The sequence below is a fragment of the Citrobacter sp. KTE30 genome (assembly GCF_000398825.1).
In the GTDB taxonomy this organism is placed as follows: Bacteria; Pseudomonadota; Gammaproteobacteria; order Enterobacterales; family Enterobacteriaceae; genus Citrobacter; species Citrobacter freundii.
The window spans coordinates 3,236,855-3,262,714 of sequence record NZ_KB976055.1; the positions used below are offsets into that span (position 1 = coordinate 3,236,855).

The window sequence follows — 25,860 nt, forward strand, 5'->3', positions numbered from 1 at the left end:
CAGTATTGTTATGCAAGGAGAAGTCATGTCAGACGCGATTAAAATCTACCATAACCCACGCTGCTCCAAGAGCCGTGAAACGCTGGAATTACTGAAGTCCAATGGCGTGGACCCGGAAGTGGTGCTGTATCTGGAAACCCCGGCTGACGCCGCGACCCTGCGTGAACTTCTGCAGATGCTGGGTATGTCCAGCGCGCGTGAGCTGATGCGCCAGAAAGAGGATCTCTATAAATCGCTTAACCTGGCGGACAAAAATCTGAGTGAAGATGCGCTGATTCAGGCAATGGTGGAAAACCCGAAATTGATGGAGCGCCCGATCGTAGTTGCCAAAGGTCAGGCTCGAATTGGACGCCCGCCGGAGCAGGTACTGGAAATCGTCGGTTAACCGAAACCTGCCGCAGTTATTTGGCTGCGGCGCTTACAGCTTCAGAATTTCTTTTACGAACGGAATGGTCAGCTTACGCTGGGCGGTAATCGATGCGTGATCAAGCTGATCCAACGTCATAAACAGCGTACGCATTTCCCGATCCAGACGCTTAAGCAGAAAGCGGCCCACATCTTCCGGCAGTTCAAATCCGCGAAGTCTGGCGCGTAATTGCAACGCCTGCAGCTTATCTTCATCGGAAAGTGGTTGCAGCTTGTAGATTTGCCCCCAGTCCAGACGCGAAGCGAGATCCGGCAATCCCAGATTCAGCTGTCTTGGTGGACGATCGCCGGTGATCAGCAGGCGTGTTTTCCCCGACTCCAGGATACGGTTGTAGAGATCAAAGATCGCCATTTCCCACAGCGAATCACCGGCCACACATTCGATGTTGTCGATGCATACCAGCGATAAATGCTCCATCCCGTCGAGCACCTCGGGGACGAACCAGGTGCGTTTGTCGAGCGGCACGTAGCCTACCGCATCGCCGCGCGCGGACAGTTCCGCACAGGCAGCATGCAGCAAATGACTACGGCCTGCGCCTTCACGCGACCAAAGATAAATATACCCGCTATGTTCCTGACGCAGCACGTTTTGCAGTGCAGCCAGTAAAGAGGAGTTATCCCCCGGCCAGAAACTTGCGAAAGTTTCGTCGTCAGGAAGATAAAGTGGCAAAGAGAGCTGTGCCGGTGTGTTCAGAGATACCTCAACCCAGGATTTCATAAAATCGCGTTGAGTTTAACACAGAAATGCGTCGCGATAGAACCGGGCAGCATCGCCGCCCGGTCAAAGGTTTACTGTTGCTCAGTGTCGGCATCTTTGGCGTCGAGCACCACTTCTTCTGGACGCAGCAGGCTGATAACTTTGAAAATCAGGCTCAGACAGACACCCACAATGGTCGCCAGCGCCATGCCTTTCAGCTCAGCAGCACCGATGTGAACTTTCGCGCCGCTGACGCCGATGATCAAAATGACCGAGGTCAGGATCAGGTTCTGTGCTTTGTTGTAGTCAACTTTTGACTCGATCAGCACGCGAATACCGGAAGCGCCAATCACGCCGTACAACAGCAGAGATACACCGCCCATGACCGGCAGTGGAATAATTTGGATCGCCGCAGCCAGTTTACCCACGCAGGAGAGCAGAATGGCGAAAATCGCCGCACCGCCAATAACCCAGGTACTGTAAACGCGGGTAATCGCCATGACGCCGATGTTTTCGCCGTACGTGGTGTTCGGCGTAGAACCGAAGAAGCCGGAGATCACCGTCGACAGACCGTTAGCAAACATAGAACGATGCAGGCCAGGATCGCGAATCAAATCTTTTTTCACGATATTCGCCGTTACCACCAGGTGGCCGACGTGTTCAGCAATAACCACCAGCGCCGCAGGCAGAATGGTCAGAATAGCGACCCATTCAAAGCGCGGCGTGTAGAACGTTGGCAGAGCAAACCAGTGGGCCTGCGCTATCGGCGTGGTGTCCACGACGCCCATCACGAAGGAGAGCGCGTACCCGGCCAGCACCCCAATCAAAATCGGGATAATCGCCATAAAGCCACGGAACAGCACGGAACCAAATACCGTCACAGCCAGCGTCACCATTGAGATGATGATGGTTGTTGAGTCTGGCGCTTGTCCTTCCGCAGGCAGCAATCCCGCCATACCCGCAGCGACACCCGCCAACTCCAGACCGATAACGGCAACGATTGCGCCCATCGCCGCAGGCGGGAACATTACATCCAGCCAGCCAGTACCGGCTTTCTTAACGATGAACGAAACCAGGCAGAACAGGATGCCACACATAATGAAACCGCCCAGCGCCACTTCATACCCTAGCGGCAGCAGCAGCAGAACCGGGGAAATGAACGCAAAGCTTGAACCGAGGTAAGCCGGAATTTTACCTTTACAAATAAAGAGATACAGTAAAGTACCAATACCGTTAAACAGCAGAACGGTAGCTGGGTTGATATGAAACAGGACTGGCACCAGTACCGTTGCGCCAAACATGGCGAACAGGTGCTGTAAACTAAGCGGGATTGTCTGTAAAAGCGGCGGTCTTTCACTCACCCCGATAGCACGGCGCGTCATAGTGTTTTCCTCTGAGTGTTGTTTGTTATTAGCGATTGGGTTGTTTTATTCAAAAAAAAGCCGACTCTTAAAGTCGGCTTCTTTTCACTTATTCGTTTACTTGGTACCAAAAATCTTATCGCCGGCATCGCCGAGCCCCGGAATAATGTATCCGTGCTCGTTCAGTCCCTGATCGATGGAGGCAGTGTACAGCTCAACATCCGGGTGCGCTTTTTCCAGCGCCGCGATACCTTCCGGCGCTGCAACCAGCACCAGGACTTTAATGCTGCTGCAGCCTGCTTTTTTCAGCAGGTCGATGGTAGCGATAACGGAACCGCCGGTTGCCAGCATCGGGTCAACGATCAGCGCCATACGCTCATCAATGTTAGAAACCAGCTTCTGGAAGTACGGAACCGGCTCCAGCGTCTCTTCATTACGGTACATACCGACCACGCTGATACGCGCACTCGGAACGTTTTCCAGTACGCCTTCCATCATGCCCAGGCCCGCACGCAGGATTGGCACAACAGTGATTTTTTTACCTTTGATTTGGTCAACTTCAACCGGACCGTTCCAGCCTTCAATGGTCACCTTTTCGGTTTCCAGACCGGCGGTTGCTTCATAAGTCAGCAGGCTGCCAACTTCCGAGGCGAGTTCACGAAAGCGTTTAGTGCTGATGTCGTTTTCACGCATCAGTCCCAGCTTGTGTTTGACGAGTGGGTGTTTGACTTCCACGATCTTCATACTCTTCTCCTTTCCTCAGACGAGTGGCAACCACAAAAAAAATCGCCGGATTATACCGCTTTTCGTCTCTGGCGCAACACTGCATACGCTTGATATGGATCAACCAAAATCGTTTGCGTCTGGATGATGAGTATAAAACAACCCCCACAATAAGTGCGGGGGTTGTTATCAATGCTATGAATTTTATAGATTTTCAGCATTACTCTGGATGACGTTTTGATACCATGAAAAAGATTTCTTCGGCGAGCGTGCTAATGTCCCACTCCCGTCATTATTTTTATCAACATAGATAAAGCCGTAGCGTTTTTTCATCTCCCCCGTCCCGGCCGAGACTAAATCAATACAGCCCCACGGGGTATAACCCATCAGATCCACGCCATCTTCCACCACCGCTTTTTTCATTTCGCGGATATGCGCGGCCATATAGTCAATACGATAGGAATCATCCACCGAGCCATCGGCCTGCTGCACGTCAATCGCCCCAAAGCCGTTTTCAACAATAAACAGCGGCAACTGATAATGATCCCAGAACCAGTTCAGCGAATAGCGCAGACCGACGGGATCAATCTGCCAGCCCCAGTCCGACTTCTGCACGTACGGGTTAGAAACCAGGCTTTTCGACTCGTCGTAATCCAGTTGTGGGTTGTCCGCCGTTGCCTGGGTCGCGAAAGACATATAATAGCTAAAGCCGATGTAATCAACGCAGCCCTCGGTCAGCGCCTGACGGTCTTCCTCGGTGATATCCAGTTCAAAGCCACGACGGGTAAAGTAATTGAGAAGATGCTGCGGGTATTTGCCGCGCACATGGACGTCAGTAAACCAGTAACGCCGGTGCATAGCATTCATCGCCATCATCATGTCGTTCGGCGCACAGGTCAGCGGATAAATTGGGCACATCGCAATCATGCAGCCAATTTGCAGCGCCGGGTTAATTTCACGCGCGACCTTCACCGCCAGCGCGCTTGCCACCAGCTCGTAGTGCGCCGCCTGGTACATGACCGGCTCGCGGTCTTCACCAGGCAGATATTTCAGGCCAGAGTTAGTAAAGGGCGCGAAGTCTTCGTGATAATTTGCCTGATTGTTAATCTCATTAAACGTCATCCAGTACTTCACTTTGTGCTGGTAACGAGTGAAAACCACCCGGGCAAAACGGACAAAAAAGTCGATAAGCTTACGGTTGCGCCAGCCGCCGTACTCCGTCACCAGATGGTAGGGCATCTCGAAGTGCGACAACGTAATCACCGGTTCAATGCCATATCTCAGACATTCGTCGAACAGATCATCATAGAACTGCAGGCCAGCTTCATTGGGTTGCGCTTCGTCACCTAAAGGGAAAATCCGCGTCCAGGCAATAGAAGTGCGAAAACATTTAAACCCCATTTCGGCAAACAGCTTGATGTCGTCTTTATAGCGATGATAAAAATCGATGGCATCGTGGTTAGGGTAGTTTTTACCGGCAATCACACCGTCAGTAATTTCACGCGCCACGCCATGCGCCCCCGCCGTCATGACATCGGCAACGCTAATTCCTTTACCGCCCTCCTGCCAGCCACCTTCCAGTTGATGAGCGGCGACAGCGCCACCCCACATGAAATCTGCTTTAAATCCTGACATCCCCTTCCCCTATCGTGATGACTCTGCGCAAAACGCTCCAAATGAGGCCCGCAACAGAAAACAGAAACCGGTTTCAGTACGATACTGTGCATTCGGCTGGCAGGTTTCAAGCACAAGGCTGTACCCGGTTTCATTTTCGTGGCGCAGTTCAAACAAATAGATAAATGATTGTAAAATGCTGAAAAAACCAGCAGATAAAACTTGATGCAGAGCAGGCTCGCAAACGTTTGCTTTCCCTGTTAGAATTGCGCCGAATTTAACTTTTACTGCAAGTAAACATGTGGGGAAGCAGGCAGTGACCGATAAAACCTCTCTTAGCTACAAAGATGCCGGTGTTGATATTGATGCAGGTAATGCTCTGGTTGATCGAATCAAAGGCGTAGTAAAGAAAACGCGTCGTCCGGAAGTTATGGGTGGTCTGGGTGGCTTCGGTGCGCTGTGCGCATTGCCGCAAAAATATCGTGAACCGGTACTGGTTTCCGGCACTGATGGCGTTGGTACAAAACTGCGTCTGGCGATGGATCTGAAACGCCACGACACTATCGGCATTGACCTCGTCGCAATGTGCGTCAACGACCTCGTGGTTCAGGGCGCTGAGCCGCTGTTCTTCCTCGACTACTATGCAACCGGCAAACTGGATGTGGACACCGCAGCCAGCGTCATTAACGGGATTGCCGAAGGCTGCCTGCAGTCTGGCTGTGCGCTGGTCGGTGGGGAAACAGCTGAAATGCCGGGGATGTACCACGGCGAAGATTACGACGTGGCTGGTTTCTGCGTTGGCGTCGTCGAAAAATCAGAGATTATCGACGGTTCTAAAGTGGCTGACGGCGACGTACTGATTGCGCTCGGCTCCAGCGGTCCGCACTCCAACGGTTACTCTCTGGTGCGTAAAATCGTTGAAGTCAGCGGTTGTGACCCGGAAACCACCGAGCTTGAAGGCAAGTCGCTGGCCGATCACCTGCTGGCTCCGACCCGCATTTACGTAAAATCCATTCTGGAACTGATCGAGAAGGTTGATGTGCACGCCATTGCCCACCTGACCGGCGGCGGCTTCTGGGAAAATATTCCACGCGTTCTGCCAGACAACACGCAGGCCGTGATCGACGAGTCTTCCTGGCAGTGGCCAGCCGTCTTCAACTGGCTGCAAACGGCGGGTAACGTCAGCCAGCATGAGATGTATCGCACCTTTAACTGCGGCGTAGGTATGGTTATCGCCCTGCCAGCTCCGGAAGTGGACAAAGCCCTGGCTTTGCTCAATGAGAAAGGTGAAAACGCATGGAAAATCGGTATCATCAAAGCTTCTGATTCCGAACAGCGTGTGGTCATTGAATGAAAAACATTGTGGTGCTCATTTCCGGTAACGGAAGCAATTTGCAGGCGATAATAGACGCCTGTGAACAGAAAAAAATCAATGGCACCATACGTGCAGTATTCAGTAACAAGGCCGATGCGTTCGGCCTTGAGCGCGCACGCGAAGCGAATATTCCGGCACACTCGCTGGAAGCCGCCCAGTTTGCCAGTCGCGAAGCCTTCGACCGCCAACTGATGCAAGAAATTGACGCCTGGGCGCCGGATGTCGTGGTGCTGGCCGGTTATATGCGCATCCTCAGCCCGGCGTTTGTCGCGCACTATTCTGAACGATTGCTGAATATCCACCCGTCTTTATTGCCGAAGTACCCAGGCTTGCATACGCACCGCCAGGTACTGGAAAACGGCGATGAAGAGCATGGTACCTCCGTCCACTTCGTCACTGATGAACTGGACGGCGGACCGGTTATTCTCCAGGCCAAGGTTCCGGTATTTGAAGGCGACAGCGAAGATGATGTCACGGCACGGGTTCAGGCTCAGGAACATACCATTTACCCACTGGTGGTAAGCTGGTTTATTGATGGTCGCCTGAAAATGCGTGATAACGCTGCATGGCTGGATGGCATCCGCCTACCGCCACAAGGCTATGCGGCCGACGAATAATAAAATTCAACCTGTAAGCCGCATGTCACCATCCGGCTTACAGGCATAACTACCTTTTCCGGTTAATACCACCGGTATTCATCTACGCTCCCCCTTTCTCTTTGCTATCAGACGGTTTATTGTCATATTTTTCTGGCACAGTTGGACATCTGAGAGCAATGCTCGCCATAATAAATCGGTAGTGTCCCGTGAATGAAACGGAGTAAAAGTGGTAATGGGTCAGGAAAAGCTATACATCGAGAAAGAACTCAGTTGGTTAGCGTTCAACGAACGTGTACTCCAGGAAGCTGCTGATAAGTCAAACCCGTTGATCGAACGGATGCGTTTCTTAGGCATCTATTCCAATAACCTCGACGAGTTTTATAAGGTTCGTTTTGCCGAACTGAAGCGCCGAATCATTATTAGCGAAGAACAGGGTTCAAACTCTCACTCCCGCCATCTGTTAGGCAAAATCCAGGCCCGCGTATTAAAAGCCGATCAGGAATTTGACGGTCTGTACAACGAGTTGCTGCTGGAGATGGCGCGCAATCAGATTTTCTTAATCAATGAACGCCAGCTATCGGCCAATCAGCAGAGCTGGTTGCGTCATTACTTCAAGCAATATCTTCGCCAGCACATCACGCCGATCCTGATTAACCGCGAGACGGATTTAGTCCAGTTTTTGAAAGATGACTACACCTATCTGGCGGTAGAGATTATCCGCGGCGATACAATCCGCTACGCGCTGCTGGAAATCCCTTCTGACAAGGTTCCCCGTTTTGTGAATCTGCCGCCGGAAACCCCGCGTCGTCGCAAACCGATGATCCTGTTGGACAACATTTTACGTTATTGCCTTGACGATATTTTCAAAGGGTTCTTTGATTACGACGCACTTAACGCCTATTCGATGAAAATGACCCGTGACGCCGAATACGATTTGGTGCACGAGATGGAATCGAGCCTGATGGAGCTGATGTCCTCCAGCCTGAAACAGCGTCTGACCGCAGAGCCTGTGCGTTTCGTCTATCAGCGCGACATGCCCAATGCGTTGGTCGAGGTGCTACGTGAAAAACTGACGATTTCTCGCTACGACTCGATTGTTCCCGGCGGCCGTTACCATAACTTCAAAGACTTTATTAACTTCCCCAACGTTGGCAAAGCCAACCTGGTGAATAAGCCGCTGCCGCGTCTGCGCCACATCTGGTTCGACAATGAGAAATTCCGTAACGGATTTGATGCAATCCGCGAGCGCGATGTGCTGCTGTATTACCCGTATCACACCTTTGAGCACGTTCTTGAACTGTTGCGCCAGGCGTCTTTCGACCCGAGCGTACTGGCAATAAAGATCAACATCTACCGTGTGGCAAAAGACTCGCGCATCATCGACGCGATGATCCATGCCGCGCATAACAGTAAAAAAGTCACCGTGGTAGTGGAATTACAGGCGCGCTTTGATGAAGAAGCCAACATTCATTGGGCCAAGCGTCTGACCGAAGCGGGCGTTCACGTCATCTTCTCCGCGCCGGGTCTGAAAATTCACGCCAAACTGTTCCTTATCTCGCGTAAAGAAGGTGATGAAGTCGTGCGCTATGCGCATATCGGGACGGGCAACTTCAACGAAAAAACGGCGCGGCTGTACACCGACTACTCGTTGCTTACCGCTGATTCACGCATCACCAACGAGGTTCGTCGAGTGTTCAACTTCATCGAAAACCCGTATCGTCCGGTGACGTTCGATTATCTGCTGGTTTCTCCGCAGAACTCACGCCGTCTGCTGTACGCGATGATCGACAAAGAGATCGCCAATGCGCAGCAAGGCCAGCCTTCCGGTATCACGCTAAAACTGAACAACCTGGTCGATAAAGGCCTGGTTGATCGTCTCTATGCGGCTTCAAGCTCAGGCGTACCGGTTAATTTGTTGATTCGCGGTATGTGCTCTCTGATCCCGAACCTGGAAGGCATCAGCGATAATATTCGCGTGATAAGCATTGTCGACCGCTACCTTGAACACGACCGGGTTTATATTTTCGAAAACGGTGGCGATAAGCAGGTATACCTCTCCTCTGCAGACTGGATGACCCGCAATATCGACTATCGTATCGAGGTCGCCACTCCGCTGCTGGACCCGCGCCTTAAGCAGCGCGTGCTGGATATTATCGATATCCTGTTCAGCGACACGGTGAAGGCTCGCTTCATCGATAAAGAACTCAGTAATCGCTACGTACCACGCGGAAACCGCCGTAAAGTTCAGTCACAATTGGCGATTTACGACTACATCAAATCACTCGAGCAACCTGACTAACGCTATGCCAATACACGACAAGACTCCACGACCGCAGGAATTTGCTGCGGTCGACCTTGGTTCAAACAGTTTCCATATGGTCATTGCCCGCGTGGTTGATGGCGCAATGCAGATTATCGGGCGGCTGAAACAGCGCGTTCATCTGGCGGATGGTCTCGGCGAAGATAACAAGCTGAGCGAAGAGGCAATGGAACGCGGATTAAGCTGCCTGTCGCTGTTCGCCGAACGCCTGCAGGGCTTTCCCCCGTCAAGCGTATGCATCGTGGGAACCCATACTTTGCGTCAGGCGCTGAATGCGACCGATTTTCTCAAGCGAGCGGAAAAAGTCATCCCCTACCCGATTGAGATTATCTCCGGTAACGAAGAAGCCCGACTGATTTTTATGGGCGTGGAGCATACTCAGCCGGAAAAAGGCCGCAAGCTGGTTATCGATATCGGCGGTGGCTCAACAGAACTGGTGATCGGCGAAGATTTCGAACCCAAGCTGGTCGAAAGCCGCCGTATGGGCTGCGTCAGTTTTGCCCAGATGTATTTCCCGGGCGGTGTTATCAGCCGGGAAAACTTCCAGCGTGCCCGCATGGCGGCAGCGCAAAAGCTTGAAACCTTAACGTGGCAGTTTCGCATTCAGGGCTGGAACGTCGCAATGGGCGCGTCAGGCACGATTAAAGCGGCACACGAAGTGCTGCTGGAGATGGGTGAAAAAGACGGTTTTATCACCCCCGAACGCCTGGACAAACTGACATCTGAAGTGCTGAAGCATGCGTCATTTGATGCGCTCAGCTTGCCGGGATTGTCAGAAGAACGAAAAGCAGTGTTTGTACCCGGACTCGCGATTCTGTGCGGCGTTTTTGACGCGTTGGCTATCCGCGAACTTCGCCTTTCTGATGGCGCACTACGCGAAGGCGTACTGTACGAGATGGAAGGACGTTTTCGCCACCAGGACGTTCGCAGCCGTACCGCCAGCAGTCTGGCGAACCAGTACAACATTGACAGTGAACAGGCCCGGCGCGTACTGGAAACAACGATGCAAATGTACGACCAGTGGCATACGCAACAGCCCAAACTGGCCAATCCTCAACTGGAAGCATTACTGCGCTGGGCAGCGATGCTGCATGAGGTTGGGCTGAACATCAACCACAGCGGCTTACATCGCCACTCTGCTTATATCTTACAAAACAGCGATTTACCGGGGTTTAATCAGGAGCAACAACTGATGATGGCAACATTAGTTCGTTATCATCGCAAAGCGGTGAAACTGGATGATTTGCCCCGCTTTACACTGTTCAAGAAAAAACAGTTTCTGCCATTAATTCAACTGTTACGCCTCGGCGTGCTGCTGAATAATCAGCGTCAGGCGACCACCACGCCGCCAACCCTGACTCTGATAACCGACGACAACCACTGGACCTTACGTTTCCCGCATGACTGGTTTAGCCAAAATGCGCTGGTGCTGCTCGATCTGGAAAAAGAGCAGCAATACTGGGAGGGCGTAACCGGCTGGCGTCTCAAAATTGAAGAAGAAACCTCACCCGATATCGCCGCATAAACTCAGAACAGGTGCCAGCGCGTCTGGTGCCTGTTCTTCCAGCGTTTCATGCAATGGCTGTGGTTTGCCAATCAAGTACCCCTGCATGTAGTCAATCCCCAGCGAAATTACCGCACTGCGTATTTCTTCACTTTCGACGTACTCCGCAACCACCAGCATTCTTTTCATCCGAGCCAGATGGCAAATAGAGGCCACGATCTGGTAGTCGAGGCTATTCGAAACGATACTGCGAATAAAGCTGCCATCAATTTTCAGGATATCGGCACTCACATTCTTCAGCCGCGCATAGCTGGCGTAACCCGTACCAAAATCATCAATCGCAATCTGACAGCCCAGTGATTGCAGCTGCAGTAACGTTGCCTGTGCCTGTTCCGCATTGGTTAAGGCGTTGCTTTCCGTGACTTCAAAAATCAACTGCCACGCTTCAACCTTATACTTAACCAGTAGCTGCTTGATGTCATGCGGAAGTCGGGCGCGACATATCGACGTGGGTGACAAGTTAATGGCAAACCGACGGGCGGGCATTTTTTCCCGATTCTGTGCCATAAACTTCAGCGTATTTTCAATCACCCACATATCGATGCTGGACGACAAGCCAAACTCATGTGCAATCGGCAAGAAGCAATCAGGCGGGATGGTTTCACCGTCATCTCCCTCAAGGCGCAGCAGGATTTCATGATAAACGTCGCCGCGTACGCCAAAAATCGGCTGCGCCATCAGGAAAAAACGATTGTGCTCCAGCGCCAGCTGTAGACGATTCATCATCGCAACCTTATCTTTCAGGTCACGTTGCAAGTGCATGACGCCTCGGCGCTGCAAGTTCTCTGGTGAATTGGTCGCCAGAGAAAGCTCGGCAATGGTGCTTAACTCTCCCAGTAACAGATAGATATGGTTAACAGGAGAACGGACACAGCAAAAACTGATCCCCACCTGCGGCTGTAAAAGCATGCCATCCCAAATAAAACGGAACTGCTTGATATGCCTATCCAGGGCTTCAATGCGCTCCTGATACGACTCAGTGTTAAAACGCAAAACTAAGTCATTACCCGATAACTGATAGACATGCTCATCCTGTGCCAACAGTGGCGTTATCCACTGTGAGAGTTTTTGCTTGTACTGGATACGCAGCATAATGCCGTAATTTTTTACCAGTAGCTCCATGCCCGGAACACGCAAAAAGCAGAGCACTGACCATGGCGTTTTTTTCAAATCCCGGTTCAATGCGCGCAAATTTGGCAGATGCACCATCGGATCAAAGAATGCCAGACGATGGTTGCGCCGGGTAACAAAGCGTTGGCGCGTTGCCAGTACGGCAATGAAGTTCACGATGAAGGAGAAAACAAGATAACTCGATGAGGTAATGGCAAGCTGGGTATCGTAGCCAGAATACCAGGGCATATAGCGCTGGTAATAATGAATTGCGGTAATAAGTACGACAGACCATATCAGCGAAATAAATCTGTAACCGTAACGCATTGCTCCCCAGAGCATGACAGGTAGCAACAACGACAGAGTATAATTTGTGCTGAATATTGAGCTTTGTTCATTTAACGGCATACACAGCAATGCCATAAGTACAGCCAATATAATCAGCCAGACCGCAACCTCAGTTTTGGTAACTTTGGTATCAAACTGCTGCTTTAATTGAGAAAAATAGCCTCTGACATGCAAAGGGTTGCGGATCGTGCGAATAATAAAGTAGCACAAAGGAACCCCAATCAGATTCCCGACCAGCATAGCCTGATAGTTGATCAACGTGCCAGTATTAAAGGGCATAACCCCCACCATGCCGGATTTACTCTCATAAACGCCCACAAACGCGGCAAACTGGAAGAGGATCAGAAACAGCGTCGCCGGGCAAAAGACCTGCCAAAACATGCGCTGAAACATCAGGTGGGAGTCACCGTGAGACACGTTGTTCCGCCGGGGTGCAAATACTTTATACCCTCCCCAACTCAGCACTATCGTTACAATAAAGTGCGAAATTATTGAGAGCGTTTCAAATAACCCAACCTGCGGATATTTGTAGCAGATAATGGAAATGATAATTCCCGGCAATGCCGCCCAGCCAAAAAATAGCATCAGGCTAATCATCAACGCCAAAGGCATGTAGAAAAGAATTACGGTCCCAGTACTAATATGGGCATAGGTATTGGCAGTGCTCAATATAGGCAACAGCAAAGATGGTATGATGAGAGGTAACGCCCACCATCTATCTCTCATACAAATATAATTTTTATTGAGTTTCATAGATGCTCAGTAGAATCCCGCACATCCTGCAGGGGGTATTCAGACAGGCATCCCACCTGACTCTAAAATGATGAAGTTAAATACATTACTATGTCTCATCAATTTTAGTTATCAGTAAAGGGTGACGTTTGATATATATCAAAAAAAAAGCCCCTCATTAATCAATTATTACTATTTTCATCGTTTCTTATCGTTAATTCATTATTAATGCAAATAATAATATTAATTTTCATAACATATGAGGATAAAACAACTGAAGCAATTTTACATAACGAAAAATTGACCATTGCCTCACAGTATGCCTTAATGTGAGTATCGCCCTCAGTTGGGTACACTACAAGGAACCTTTTGTGAGCCAGGTTACCAGCCTACGCAAACGACACCGATTTAATAGTCGCATGATCCGGATCGTACTGCTTATCAGCTTTCTCTTCTTCTTCGGACGCTTCGTCTACTCCGCTATAGGTGCGTGGCACCACCACCAGAACAAAAAAGACTCTCAGCAGATCACCCAGCCGCAACAGGCATCTCCTGCTCAAACCGACGCGCGCTGATCGCTCGCGCCTGTAATATCTCAGCATTAAGATTCCTTACCGGATGGCTAATCGCCTGACATTTAACCATCCGGTAAGGGATTTGAGTGATGAAACAATACGCTGCCTTACCCACCACACGCACGGAGTTATCCGATAACAGACCGTGTTTTTCGCACAAATTCACAATCTTTTAATCTCACTTCACTGCACCATTCGCGCTCATTTTTACGTTCCGATTTACTGGGTATAAAAAGACACACTGTGTTCAAATAGACGCCAATTAATATCACCAGAAAATATCACAGGTGAAAGCATTAATATTATGTATGAAATTAAATGCTTATTTGAATCATTACCATTTTAAATTCTACAGGGTAATACCATGAGTGGTTTTTCATTATTTCCGAAAATAAGCAGCGGTCTTGAATGGATCGCTGGACACAGCGATGCGGTTATTCAATTCGGCTGGAATATCGTTGCCGCCGTAATTTTACTGTTTGTCGGTAAATTTGTCTCTCGCCTGATCTCCAGTGGTCTGGAAAAATTACTTTTAAAACGTAAAGTTGACCGAACCATTATCCAGTTCTTCACCGCGCTGGTACGTTACATTACTCTCGCCTTTGCCGTTGTTGCCGCATTGGGTCGCGTCGGTATCGAAACATCCTCCATTATTGCCGTCATTGGTGCCGCCGGGTTGGCCATTGGACTCGCGCTACAAGGATCGCTTTCCAACTTTGCCGCTGGCGTACTATTGGTCTCCCTGCGTCCATTCCGCGCCGGAGAAGTGGTACAAATTGGGGCAGTCACCGGAACGGTGGAAAAGGTACATATTTTCTCCACCACCCTGCTCACCGCCGACAGCAAAGAAGTGGTCATTCCAAACGGTAAGATCATCGCTGACAATATCATTAACTATTCCCGCCACCCTTTCCGCCGTATCGATCTGGTGATTGGCGTCGGCTATCAGAGCCGGATAGCTGACGTTAAGCGCGTGATTAACCATATTATCGATCAGGATACCCGCATCGATAAGCAACGTGGGGTAACCGTTCGTCTGGGCGAACTGGGCGCTTCAGCATTGAATTTTTACGTCCGCGTATGGGTGCCCAACATCGAATACTGGAATACCTATTACGATTTGCTGGAAAACATTAAAGAAGCCCTGGACGCCAACCATATCTCCCTGCCGTATCCGCAGATGGATATTCGCGTTGAGAACGTAGCCCCCCAATCTCAACCCCAGCTACAGTTGGTTGATTAATTCACAGCGCTTCGGTATGAGCGCAATAAAAAACCCTCTATAAAAAGAGGGTTTTTTTACATATTACCGGTTCAGAAACCGCTAACAGAAAGGGCTATTATTCCCACTCAATGGTAGCCGGTGGCTTACCGCTGATATCATAAACGACGCGGGAAATGCCGTTCACTTCGTTAATGATGCGGTTAGAGACGCGGCCTAAGAAATCATACGGCAGGTGCGCCCAGTGCGCGGTCATAAAGTCGATGGTTTCTACTGCACGCAGGGAAACAACCCAGTCGTACTTACGGCCATCGCCCATGACGCCAACGGAACGTACCGGCAGGAACACGGTGAACGCCTGGCTTACCTTGTTGTACAGGTCAGCTTTGTGCAGTTCTTCAATGAAGATAGCATCCGCGCGACGCAGCAGGTCGCAGTACTCTTTCTTCACTTCGCCAAGCACACGTACACCCAGCCCCGGTCCCGGGAACGGGTGACGGTACAGCATGTCGTACGGCAGGCCCAGCTCCAGACCAATCTTACGCACTTCGTCTTTGAACAGCTCACGCAGCGGCTCAACCAGACCCATCTTCATCTCTTTCGGCAAACCGCCCACGTTGTGGTGAGATTTGATAACGTGCGCTTTACCGGTGGCAGATGCCGCGGATTCGATCACGTCCGGATAGATAGTTCCCTGTGCCAGCCACTTAACGTCTTCCAGCTTCAGCGCTTCTTCGTCGAACACTTCAACGAATACGCGGCCGATGATCTTACGTTTCGCTTCAGGATCGTTCTCGCCTTTCAGCGCGTCGAGGAAACGCTGTTCGCCTTCAACGTGAACGATGTTCAGGCCGAAATGGTCACCAAACATATCCATTACCTGCTGGGCTTCGTTCAGGCGCAGCAGACCGTTGTCGACGAACACGCAGGTCAGGTTTTTTCCGATTGCACGGTGCAGCAGCATCGCAGTCACAGAGGAGTCAACGCCACCGGACAGACCGAGGATAACTTTGTCATTGCCAACCTGCTCACGAATGCGGGCAACGGCGTCATCGATAATTTTTGCCGGCGTCCACAGCGCTTCACACTGGCAGATATCGCGCACAAAACGCTCCAGCATGCGCATGCCCTGACGGGTGTGGGTAACTTCCGGGTGGAACTGCACGCCATAGAAGCGTTTTTCTTCGTGCGCCATGATAGCAAACGGGCAGCTGTCGGTGCTGGCAACGGTCACGAAACCTTCCGGAATGGCAGTCACTTTGTCGCCGTGGCTCATCCACACATCCAGCAACGGTTTGCCGTCTGCGGTCAGGGAGTCTTCAATACCGCGGACAAGCGCGCTGTCGGTCTGCACTTCAACCTGCGCATAGCCGAATTCACGTTCGTTAGAACCTTCAACATGACCACCGAGCTGCATTGCCATGGTCTGCATGCCGTAGCACACGCCGAACACCGGCACGCCCGCATTGAAAACGTATTCCGGCGCACGCGGGCTGTTTTCTTCAGTGGTACTTTCCGGGCCACCGGAAAGAATAATACCGCTTGGGTTGAATTCGCGAATTTGTGCTTCCGTAACATCCCATGCCCACAGTTCACAGTAGACGCCCAGTTCACGTACGCGACGTGCAACCAGCTGAGTGTACTGCGAGCCAAAATCGAGGATGAGAATGCGATGTTTATGAATATTGTCTGTCATTGACGCTAATTCCGAGGCAAGTGAAACAAATTCGCCCGGCATATAGCCGGGCGCGGAAACTTATCAGGAGCCCATGCGGTAGTTAGGGGACTCTTTGGTGATGGTCACATCGTGAACGTGACTTTCCTGAATACCCGCACCGCTGATGCGTACAAACTCTGCTTTCGTTCGCAGCGCGTCGATAGTACCACAGCCGGTCAGCCCCATACAGGAGCGCAGGCCGCCCATCTGCTGGTGAATGATCTCTTTCAGGCGGCCTTTATAGGCTACGCGGCCTTCGATACCTTCCGGGACCAGTTTGTCAGCGGCGTTATCGCTCTGGAAGTAACGGTCAGAAGACCCTTTGGACATCGCGCCCAGAGAACCCATACCGCGGTAAGATTTGTAAGAACGGCCCTGGTACAGTTCGATTTCGCCCGGGGATTCTTCAGTACCCGCCAGCATGGAACCAACCATCACTGCGGCAGCACCAGCAGCAATCGCTTTAGCGATGTCGCCGGAGAAACGAATACCGCCATCGGCGATAACCGGAATACCGGTGCCTTCCAGCGCTTCAACGGCATCAGAAACGGCGGTGATCTGCGGAACACCGACGCCGGTCACGATACGGGTAGTACAGATGGAGCCAGGGCCAATACCCACTTTAACAGCGCTGCAGCCAGCTTCAGCCAACGCGCGAGCACCTGCGCCCGTAGCAACGTTACCGCCGATAATCTGCAGATCAGGATATTTAGCGCGAGTTTCACGAATACGCTGCAGTACGCCTTCAGAGTGGCCGTGAGAGGAGTCAATCAGCAGTACGTCAACGCCCGCGGCAACCAGCGCGTCAACACGCTCTTCGTTACCTGCGCCCGCGCCAACCGCAGCGCCCACGCGCAGACGACCATGCTCGTCTTTACAGGCGTTAGGTTTACGTTCAGCTTTCTGGAAATCTTTAACGGTGATCATACCGAGCAGATGGAAGCTGTCATCAACAACCAGCGCTTTCTCAACGCGTTTTTCGTGCATTTTGGCGAAAACGACATCGCGCGCTTCGCCTTCACGAACGGTCACCAGACGCTCTTTTGGCGTCATATATACGCTAACCGGCTGGTTCAGGTCAGTCACAAAACGCACGTCACGGCCGGTGATGATACCGACCAGTTCGTTATCTTCAGTCACCACCGGGTAGCCTGCAAAGCCGTTACGCTCGGTCAGTTCTTTCACTTCGCGCAGAGTAGTGGTTGGCAGTACGGTCTGTGGGTCAGTTACCACGCCAGATTCGTGTTTTTTCACGCGGCGAACTTCTTCAGCCTGGCGCTCGATGGACATGTTTTTGTGGATAAAACCGATGCCGCCTTCCTGGGCCAGGGCAATTGCCAGGCGCGCTTCCGTCACGGTGTCCATTGCTGCGGAGAGCATAGGAATGTTCAGGCGAATGGTTTTCGTCAACTGGGTGCTGAGGTCAGCAGTATTCGGCAGAACGGTAGAATGAGCGGGAACGAGGAGGACGTCGTCAAACGTCAGGGCTTCTTTTGCGATACGTAGCATGGGCAATATCTCACCTGGGAGGTTATTAAATATTGCCGCGGCATTATACAGAGCGTAACCGATTGCATCCACACTTTTTTGCAAAAAAACCTTGCGCTCCTCTGTGAGCATGTTACTTTCGACTGAATAACCTGCTGATTTAGAATTTGATCCCGCTCACATGTTATCCTCTCAGACCACCTCAATTTTTACCGTAAGCCGCCTGAATCAGACGGTTCGTTTGCTGCTTGAGCAGGAAATGGGGCAAGTGTGGATCAGCGGTGAAATCTCCAATTTCACTCAGCCGTCCTCCGGTCACTGGTACTTCACGCTCAAAGATGACACCGCTCAGGTTCGCTGCGCGATGTTTCGCAACAGCAACCGCCGGGTAACGTTCCGCCCGCAGCACGGGCAACAGGTGCTGGTGCGCGCCAACATTACATTGTATGAGCCGCGTGGGGACTACCAGATAATTGTTGAGAGCATGCAGCCTGCGGGTGAAGGTCTGTTGCAACAGAAGTATGAGCAACTGAAGGCCAAACTGCAGGCTGAAGGGCTGTTCGATCAGCAGTTCAAAAAAACGCTGCCCTCACCGGCCCACTGCGTCGGGGTGATAACCTCGAAAACCGGGGCAGCGCTACACGATATTCTCCACGTATTGAAACGCCGCGACCCTTCCCTGCCCGTTATTATCTATCCAACCGCTGTCCAGGGCGACGATGCGCCGGGGCAGATTGTGCGCGCAATTGAGCTGGCAAACGCCCGTGGCGAGTGTGACGTATTAATCGTCGGGCGCGGCGGCGGCTCGCTGGAAGATTTGTGGAGCTTTAACGACGAGCGCGTAGCACGGGCGATATTTGCCAGCCGCATTCCGGTGGTCAGCGCCGTCGGCCATGAAACCGATGTGACCATTGCCGATTTTGTCGGCGATCTGCGCGCGCCAACGCCGTCGGCGGCTGCAGAAATTGTCAGCCGCAATCAGCTCGAGCTGCTGCGTCAAATTCAGCATGGTCAACAACGTCTGGAAATGGCGATGGATTACTATCTCGCCAACCGAACTCGCCGATTTACCCAGCTTAATCACCGCTTGCAACAGCAGCATCCGCAGCTGCGTCTGGCCCGCCAGCAGACCGTGCTGGAACGACTGCGTCAGAGAATGAACTTCGCACTTGAGAATAAAATTAAACAGGCCAATCAGCGTCAGCAGCGCATGCTGCAGCGGCTGAACCAGCAGAACCCACAGCCGCGTATCCACCGCGTGCAAACACGTATTCAGCAGCTGGAATATCGACTGGCGGAAAATATTCGCGCGCGGCTAAGCGAGCAGCGCGAGCGTTTCGGCAACGCGGTCACCCATCTGGAAGCCGTCAGCCCGCTGGCAACATTAGCGCGCGGCTATAGCGTCTCCACCGCACAGAATGGAGAGGTGCTGAAAAAAGTAAAACAGGTGAAAGCGGGCGATCTACTGACCACCCGACTGGAGGACGGCTGGATTACCAGCGAAGTTCACAACATTACCCCAACTAAAAAGCCACGCCGTTCGCAATAACGTTCTTACTTGCCTCGTTCTATGTGAGCATTTACGGCACAATACAGGCCCCATAGCCTATCCCGCCCGAATTCGACCCCGTCGGGGTTGTTGGGCAATTTGTGATGCCCCCTTCATTTAACGAAACCTCGCAATAGTTATACGTCGAAGGTGTACGGCTCACATAACGCAGTACAGACACAGGCCATCCGTTAGCTGTTGCTATCTGTTCGTCTCTCATTTTCTCCAGTAAACTTTTTTCCGGGAAATAGGCCACCCCACCACAGTTATTGCTCATATCATAGCCAGTACCAGTATCTCGAGAATAGACACCGGCCCATGATTCATAATTATCCGTCCTCTGGTCCGTTGCTCCAGGGGATTCCCTATACAGCAGCGGCCGGTGTAGCGTTATGCTATCAACACTTAGAGTGTCCGGCATATGACCCCACATAGCGGCGCTGTTGCTGTCCGGGCTGGTTATTACGGTAAATATCACGTCAAGCGTTGAGGTGGTTGCTAGCAACACATCATTGGTCGCGGTAACCGTTAGCGCCGTTTTTAACCCCAGGCTCGCATCCTGGCGCACCGTAAAGGTTGCCGTACCGTCAGCCCCAGTTACACCGCTAAACACGACGCTGGTTGTCGTCATTGATGTCGTTGACAACGAAGGAGACAGCGCCTGCAATGTTAAATCGTCTGCGCCATTCACTGTGTATGCAGTACCGTTCCGACTTTCCGCATCAGATCGACTCAGGGTAAACGGCTCATTTGGCATTGGATTACCAGCGCGGTCTTTCACCGTCACCGTCAGCGGAATAGCTTCGCCTTTCTTCACTACAGCTGCTGCTTTCGCCACATCCATCACCGTCGAGGTCAGCGTGATTAAGCCAGGGATATTACGCGCGTCAACCAGACAAGCCTGCATCTCTTTCGTTGAGGAATTCGTCTGCTTGGATACCTGACCAGTATTCAGGTTCAGAGTGTGATAGGCATTTCCTGACTTTAAATCAGCCGGCCACCAGAGCTGATCGGATTTCACCGGCCAGCCATACTGCGCTTCCAGCGTACCATGAGGATAACGCTGATACAGCGCCTGTTGGTCGCTCATCATCGGCGTAAACGCAATACCGCATACGGATTTATCCGTCGAAAGCACCTGCCCAGGCGTCGGCGCGGCCCATTTTTCGTTATTGTACAGGAGATAACCTACCCCCGACGGTGCTTCTGCCTGCAAGTGGGGACGCTGATAAACAACGTTATCCGGTCCCGGCACCGTCTCCGGCATATGCCCCCAGTAATCTGCTGACGCCACATCAGGGCTGGTAATGACGGTAAAGGTGGTGTCTTTGCTGGCCTTCACCAGGCTGTCACTTGCCAGGCTGGCGGTAATAGTCGTTTTCAGCCCGGTGGTATTGTCCTGATTTAATGTTAACTGCAACATACCATCCTCACCGGTCGCTTCATACAAGCTACTGTTGCCAGTGAAGTTGGTCAGTACCGTCCCCAATGGCGAAGTGGGGGTGAGCGTCATGGTTGCCGCACTGGTGGATACCGATGTATTGCTGCGGGAGGATGAAAAGCCGCGCATCACCCTCACAACCGTATTCGCCTGCGGCCTGCCGGCTGCGTCCGTCACGGTTACGGTTACCGGTATCGCCTCGCCTTTTTTCGCCACAAAAGCCTGTTTTTCTTCATTCCACGCGCTGGAGTCAAGGGAGATGAACGACTCATGCGCCGTGGTCAGACACAATTGTGCAACATTACTTACGGTCGATGCTGAGTTCGTGTTGATAACACCCGTCTTCAGACTCATATATTGATACGCCAGCGAGGTTTGACTTTTTATCGCCATATCACCCGCCCACCATGATTTCGACGTTATCATCGGGAGGCCTAAATCTGTCGCTAACGCGCCATTCGGATGACCTTGAGACAATGAGGTCAAATCAGCGGCTCGCGGCATCCGGTTCATTGCGCAGGCGCCACGTCCTTTCTCGATGTTTTTCACCGTATACCACTTTTCATTATTCTCTATAACGGCAGTCGTATCAGTGGCTGAATCCAGCTCATCCATAAGTCTGGGACGCATAAATTCAGTGCCGTTGCTGGCGGTGAAGGTTTCCGGCATATGGCCCCACATATTGGCTTTATTGCTGTCCGGGCTGGTGATTGTCGTAAACACCGCAGGCAGCGACGCAGTAACCGTTGTGCTGTTATATAGACCGGCGGTCAGCACGTTTTTGACGCCTGGCCCACTACTCTCAGCCAAATCGACAGCCAGCGTACCGTCTGCGCCCGTCACGCCGTAGTATGTTCCGTTGAAACTCCAGCTCTGCGACGCCTGCCCGCTCTGCGTCAGTTGCATCGTTGGCGTACTCCAGGTGGTATAAGTAGTGGTACGGGCTGTTCCTTTGTCACGTTTAAGGGTAAATGGGATATTCCCCACCGGGTTGCCAGCGGCATCGGTGGTGGTGATCAGCAGTGGAATGGTATCGCCCGTTTTTACCTTCACCGCCTGCGCAGTGGCATCCTGCGTCAGCGTTGACGTGAGCGTAATCAATACCGCCTGCGCCGTCTGCGTATCCGAACAAATCTGGTACTGTCTCCCGTTAGCGTCCGTCGCGGATAATGTCTGATGGCTGCCATCGTCCAGGTCAACTGCCGAATAACGTGAGAACGTTTCAGTCGAGAACGAGCTACTGTAGGTGCCGCTCCAGTAAGAACGGTCAATAGGCCAGCCCTGCACTGTTTTGATACTTCTGTCAGGATATTTACTGTACAGAGAATCCAGCGAACTGACCGTGGGATAGTAGCCTTTGGCGCAACTGTCCGGATTGCTCTTACCGCTATCAGGCCCATAGAACCCGGCCCACACCTCGTTATCTTCCGTATAGCTCGTCACATTGTTGGTGCTGCTTAACTCCCCGTACAGCTGCGGCCGGTGGTAGCTCGTACCGTCTGCCGCCGTCAGCGTGTCCGTCATATGCCCCCACAGCGTCGCCTTGTCCGAGTCGGGGCTGGTGACCACCGTAAAGATGGTGTCGAGGCTGGCACTCACGCTGGCATTGCCGTACAGCGCCGCCGTTATCGCCACTTTAGTGCCATGCGTATCCGGGCGGGTCACATTGATGATTTTGCTGCCGTCCACGCCCGTCAGGCCGCCGATTTTCGTCGCCGTGTCGTTAACAGATTCGCCGTCAATGACCACCGGCGACACAATACCATCACCGCTGCCAGCGGCATGTTTAACATTCTGTCGGGTAAAACCATCACCACGGCTCATGACAAAAGGCGCTTGCGGCACAGGGTTTCCATTGGCGTCTTTCACCGTGACCTTCAGTTGTAGCGTCTCGCCTTTCTTCACTCTTACCGCATGTACACTATTAACGTTGTTGTCATACCACTGCGACGCATCCACCGGTTCAATGGTGATGGACGCCGCCGCCGGGTTATCGCTGGTCAGGCAACTGACGTAATCCGAAACATCGCCCCCCGCCGTCACCTCACCACCCGACAACGATATCTGTTGCCAGCTGGACTGGCTGGCGTACGTGACGGACCAGTAGTCCAGCCCCACAGGCCATCCGGCAACCGTATGTATCTCGCCGTCATTGTTGGCATTGTACAAAGTGGTAAGCTGGTCGATACGTGGCAGACGATTAAGCGCACATCCCCCGGCTGCGGTATTTCCCAGCGCATCGGCATGTGTGAGGCGAGCCCAGGTCTCATTCGCTTCATCCTGGGTTCGGGTTGCCCCTGACTCTGCCGCCAGTTTCGGGCGTTCAAACGTGAGATTATCCACGGTTATGACGTCCGCCATATGCCCCCACATATGGGCTTTTGGCGTATCCGGGCTTGTCGGAACGGTAAACTTCACGCTACGCGAGATAGGCGAGTTTAGCAGTGAATCAATCGGTACTACGCTTAGCTGTGTGATTAACCCCACGCCGCGTGGCTGCTCAAGAATAATTTGCGCGTCACCGTTCGCATCCGTCATCCCCTCATACGTCATTGAAGCTGTACCCGCGCCATAGGCAACGCTGTCAAATAGCAATTCCCCCTGACTTGGGTCAGTAAAGCCGGTGGTCATCCCGCTGCGATTTTTGCCGAGCCCCATGGTGACTGAAAACTTCACATTCGCTATCGTTGCTCCGTTCAACGCATTTTGCGAATGGACGTTCATTTTGATTTGCTCGCCTGTTTTGGCGACGGGCAGGCGTAACGAAACATCGTCATTGAAATAGACGCTCAGTTGAGCCACCATTTCATTGGCTGAACAGGTCAGATAGTGGGCTGAGCCACCGACCCCCTTGCTACCATCGTCCAGATTAAAGTACGCCATCTGCGTGGCATCATCGGCCATATAAGCATCAGACGCCGTCGGCCAGCCGTGTTCTGTCAGGATTTTATTATCAGGATGTGCGCTGTAGAGCGTTTCAAGAGAACCCGTGTCGGGGACCTGACCTGCGCCGCACTGATTCGTGGCAGAGATCAGAGAATCGAAGGTGGCCCATTCTTCGCTATTTTCACTTTGCTGACCGGTTTTATGACTTGTTTCGAACGCCAATAGCGGACGCTTGTAGAGATTACCCTTCTCCACAATACCCCGTTGCATATGGCCATACATATTCGCCCCGTCAACGTCCGGGCTGGTTATCACCGTAAAAATCACATTAAAGGGGAACGTGATGCTTGCGCCTTCATCATCCGCCATCACAATGCGAATCGGCGTTTCTACCCCTACCCCACTGTCATGACTTAACGACAAATGTACCTGACCGTTCGCGTCCGTTACCCCGGTATAGTGTTCCGGGGACGATGCACGCATATCATCACTATGGACAACGACCCGCAGATTATCCCACTCATCTTTATGCTCCCCTTTACGGTTAGAGGCGGGGTCGACAAACAGTTCAAGATAACGATAAGGCAACGGTTTATTGGTATTCCGGTCAACCACGCTGGCTATCACATCAATCGTCTCGCCGACTTCCGCCTTGTATGGCGCATCGGGAGAAAGCGTGATTTGTGGATACGCTAAAGGCAGCGCTTTATCCACGCAGCTCACCAGTAAAGCCGTACTGTTGCTTTCTCGTATCACCGCCCCGCTCCCCATACTGGTAGCGTAGTGATAAATATCGAGCTGATCTTTCGTGGACGACCAGTAGGTATCAATTGGCCAACCGGGATAGGCCGCCGCGGTGCTGTGGGCGGCCCGCAGCGCCACCAGCTGTTCGGCATCCGGCAAAATGGCACAGTGGTTATCCGCGCTATCCCAGGTAAACTGCGCCCAGCTTTCATTGCTGACAGCAAAAGTAGCACTAGTGCCACTGGTTTCCGCTGTCAGTTTTGGACGCGTGAAGGTATAGGTGACGCCATCGACGTTTGCCGTAGCGCTTTCTTCCATATGCCCCCACATCGCCGCTTTGTCGCTGTCCGGGCTGGTCAGGGTGGTGAAAATGACATCGACGCTGTCTTTTAGCGCCGTATTGTTTGCCGGCATCACCGTCAGGGTAGTTTTTACGCCGGGACCGTTTGCCTGGGTGACGGTCACTGTCGCTTTGCCGTCAGCGCCCGTAACACCGTGGTATTCCGTCGCCGTGGTGGTCAGTTCCGTATCACCAACGTGTACCGGTGCATTATTGTTGACGATGTTCTGGCGGTTAAGCGCATCGCTGCGGGTAATAATAAATGCGGTATTGCCCACCACGTTACCGGCGCAATCGCGGGTGGTAACGGTCAGCGTGATACTTTCCCCTGCTTTGACCTTGGCTGCTTTTAACGTGTCGTCCATCGGCACGGCGCTGAGTGACAGTGGCTCGCCCACGGCGGTAGCTACGTCAATCGCCACTTTTTGTTCGGTTAAAGCAACCGTATTGCTGTTCGGTGTTCCCGTCGACGTAATGAGGTAAAGCGCGGGTAGCGCACTGCTATCTTCCAGCTGCGGCCAGACCACGTAATGCCCGCCGGCCATATTCTGCGCACAGAACGTTTTATTGGCGACCGGCTGCGGGTTAAGCGGTTCATCCGGTGTGGCGGCATCTGCCCAGACTAAACTGATAGCGGGCGTCTGTTCACTTTCCCAGCGCAGCGGCGGTATGGCGAACAGATCGCCCTCGGTATCGAGCGGATTAGCCAACTGCAGTGCGCTGGCTGAATCGTCAACGCTGAAGTCGCGGGGCATCGCGCTGAAGGCCACAGCGTGCGCTTCACCGGGAGAGAGCACAACGCTGCCCTGATAAACCGGAACGAACGCGCTGTCCGCCGTCGGCGGGGTGCCGTTTATCGCATCCGTAGCTGCGCGCAACTCCTGCCATGCCCCACTTTTTAGTGCAGAAAGTACCGGCACTGCACCCATTAACAGAGCTAACGCCAGTAAAGAGCGATAAACTTTATTCACCTGCCAGATCCCCCATCCTTGAGCAGTCACTAACCATTTATTCTGTGTTCGCGTTTCA

General features: G+C 52.3%; 16 protein-coding genes. 8 read left to right on the top strand and 8 right to left on the bottom strand.

The features are described from left to right. Window positions 1-25 precede the first annotated feature (25 nt). Window positions 26-385: an arsenate reductase (glutaredoxin) gene (arsC, locus tag WC1_RS07595; RefSeq protein WP_003037937.1), complete on the top strand. Its 360-nt coding sequence runs from the start codon at window positions 26-28 to the stop codon at window positions 383-385. 33 nt (window positions 386-418) lie between these two features. On the opposite strand, the gene WC1_RS07590 is transcribed toward arsC, so the two are convergent. The 4 genes from WC1_RS07590 to WC1_RS07575 all read right to left on the bottom strand — a co-directional run bounded on the left by WC1_RS07590 (window position 419) and on the right by WC1_RS07575 (window position 4,842). Further along, a complete protein-coding gene (locus WC1_RS07590; RefSeq protein WP_211924219.1) occupies window positions 419-1,120 on the bottom strand; it encodes a DnaA inactivator Hda in 702 nt (233 codons plus the stop codon). A gap of 95 nt (window positions 1,121-1,215) precedes the next feature. Further along, the gene (gene uraA / locus WC1_RS07585; protein ID WP_003037932.1) at window positions 1,216-2,505 is read right to left on the bottom strand and encodes a uracil permease; all 1,290 of its coding nucleotides are present in this window, start codon (window positions 2,503-2,505) and stop codon (window positions 1,216-1,218) included. 96 nt (window positions 2,506-2,601) lie between these two features. Continuing rightward, window positions 2,602-3,228, bottom strand: coding sequence for a uracil phosphoribosyltransferase (gene upp, locus WC1_RS07580; protein WP_003037929.1), 627 nt, complete (start codon window positions 3,226-3,228; stop codon window positions 2,602-2,604). Between the two features lie 183 nt (window positions 3,229-3,411). After that, entirely contained in the window at window positions 3,412-4,842 is a 1,431-nt protein-coding gene (locus WC1_RS07575) for a 6-phospho-beta-glucosidase (protein WP_016150748.1), read from the bottom strand. A gap of 295 nt (window positions 4,843-5,137) precedes the next feature. Here WC1_RS07575 and purM point away from each other — a divergent pair, with 295 nt between their 5' ends. From purM to ppx, 4 genes are all read left to right on the top strand, one after another. Beyond that, window positions 5,138-6,175: a phosphoribosylformylglycinamidine cyclo-ligase gene (gene purM, locus WC1_RS07570; protein ID WP_003838485.1), complete on the top strand. Its 1,038-nt coding sequence runs from the start codon at window positions 5,138-5,140 to the stop codon at window positions 6,173-6,175. Continuing rightward, window positions 6,172-6,813, top strand: coding sequence for a phosphoribosylglycinamide formyltransferase (gene purN / locus WC1_RS07565; protein WP_003838482.1), 642 nt, complete (start codon window positions 6,172-6,174; stop codon window positions 6,811-6,813). Before purM ends, purN begins: the two co-directional genes overlap by 4 nt. Window positions 6,814-7,027: 214 nt before the next feature. Then, the gene (gene ppk1, locus WC1_RS07560) at window positions 7,028-9,094 is read left to right on the top strand and encodes a polyphosphate kinase 1 (protein WP_003037917.1); all 2,067 of its coding nucleotides are present in this window, start codon (window positions 7,028-7,030) and stop codon (window positions 9,092-9,094) included. Between the two features lie 4 nt (window positions 9,095-9,098). Continuing rightward, complete coding sequence (ppx, locus tag WC1_RS07555) at window positions 9,099-10,640, top strand: exopolyphosphatase (protein WP_003037914.1); 1,542 nt, start codon at window positions 9,099-9,101, stop codon at window positions 10,638-10,640. Here the strand turns inward: ppx and WC1_RS07550 are convergent. After that, window positions 10,620-12,890: a sensor domain-containing phosphodiesterase gene (locus tag WC1_RS07550; protein WP_016150749.1), complete on the bottom strand. Its 2,271-nt coding sequence runs from the start codon at window positions 12,888-12,890 to the stop codon at window positions 10,620-10,622. The two genes, ppx and WC1_RS07550, sit on opposite strands and share 21 nt — an antisense overlap. A gap of 350 nt (window positions 12,891-13,240) precedes the next feature. Between WC1_RS07550 and WC1_RS23925 the strand changes: the two genes are divergently transcribed. Further along, window positions 13,241-13,444: a YfgG family protein gene (locus WC1_RS23925; RefSeq protein ID WP_049002457.1), complete on the top strand. Its 204-nt coding sequence runs from the start codon at window positions 13,241-13,243 to the stop codon at window positions 13,442-13,444. Window positions 13,445-13,808: 364 nt separating this feature from the next. Beyond that, complete coding sequence (mscS, locus tag WC1_RS07545) at window positions 13,809-14,687, top strand: small-conductance mechanosensitive channel MscS (protein WP_003838477.1); 879 nt, start codon at window positions 13,809-13,811, stop codon at window positions 14,685-14,687. Between the two features lie 97 nt (window positions 14,688-14,784). Here mscS and guaA read toward each other — a convergent pair whose 3' ends face one another. Together guaA and guaB are read right to left on the bottom strand one after the other, a co-directional pair. After that, window positions 14,785-16,362 carry a glutamine-hydrolyzing GMP synthase gene (gene guaA, locus WC1_RS07540; RefSeq protein WP_003037760.1) on the bottom strand — a complete coding sequence of 526 codons (1,578 nt, stop codon included), beginning with the start codon at window positions 16,360-16,362 and terminating at the stop codon, window positions 14,785-14,787. Between the two features lie 63 nt (window positions 16,363-16,425). Next, the gene (gene guaB / locus WC1_RS07535) at window positions 16,426-17,892 is read right to left on the bottom strand and encodes an IMP dehydrogenase (RefSeq protein ID WP_003037756.1); all 1,467 of its coding nucleotides are present in this window, start codon (window positions 17,890-17,892) and stop codon (window positions 16,426-16,428) included. A 160-nt stretch (window positions 17,893-18,052) separates the two neighbouring features. Between guaB and xseA the strand changes: the two genes are divergently transcribed. Then, window positions 18,053-19,420, top strand: a complete 1,368-nt coding sequence (gene xseA / locus WC1_RS07530) for an exodeoxyribonuclease VII large subunit (RefSeq protein WP_016150751.1) — start codon at window positions 18,053-18,055, stop codon at window positions 19,418-19,420. 31 nt (window positions 19,421-19,451) lie between these two features. Here the strand turns inward: xseA and WC1_RS07525 are convergent, their stop codons facing one another. After that, window positions 19,452-25,802 (bottom strand): adhesion domain-containing protein, encoded by a 6,351-nt coding sequence (locus tag WC1_RS07525; RefSeq protein ID WP_016150752.1) that lies wholly within the window; start codon window positions 25,800-25,802, stop codon window positions 19,452-19,454. Between the last annotated feature and the right edge of the window lie 58 nt (window positions 25,803-25,860).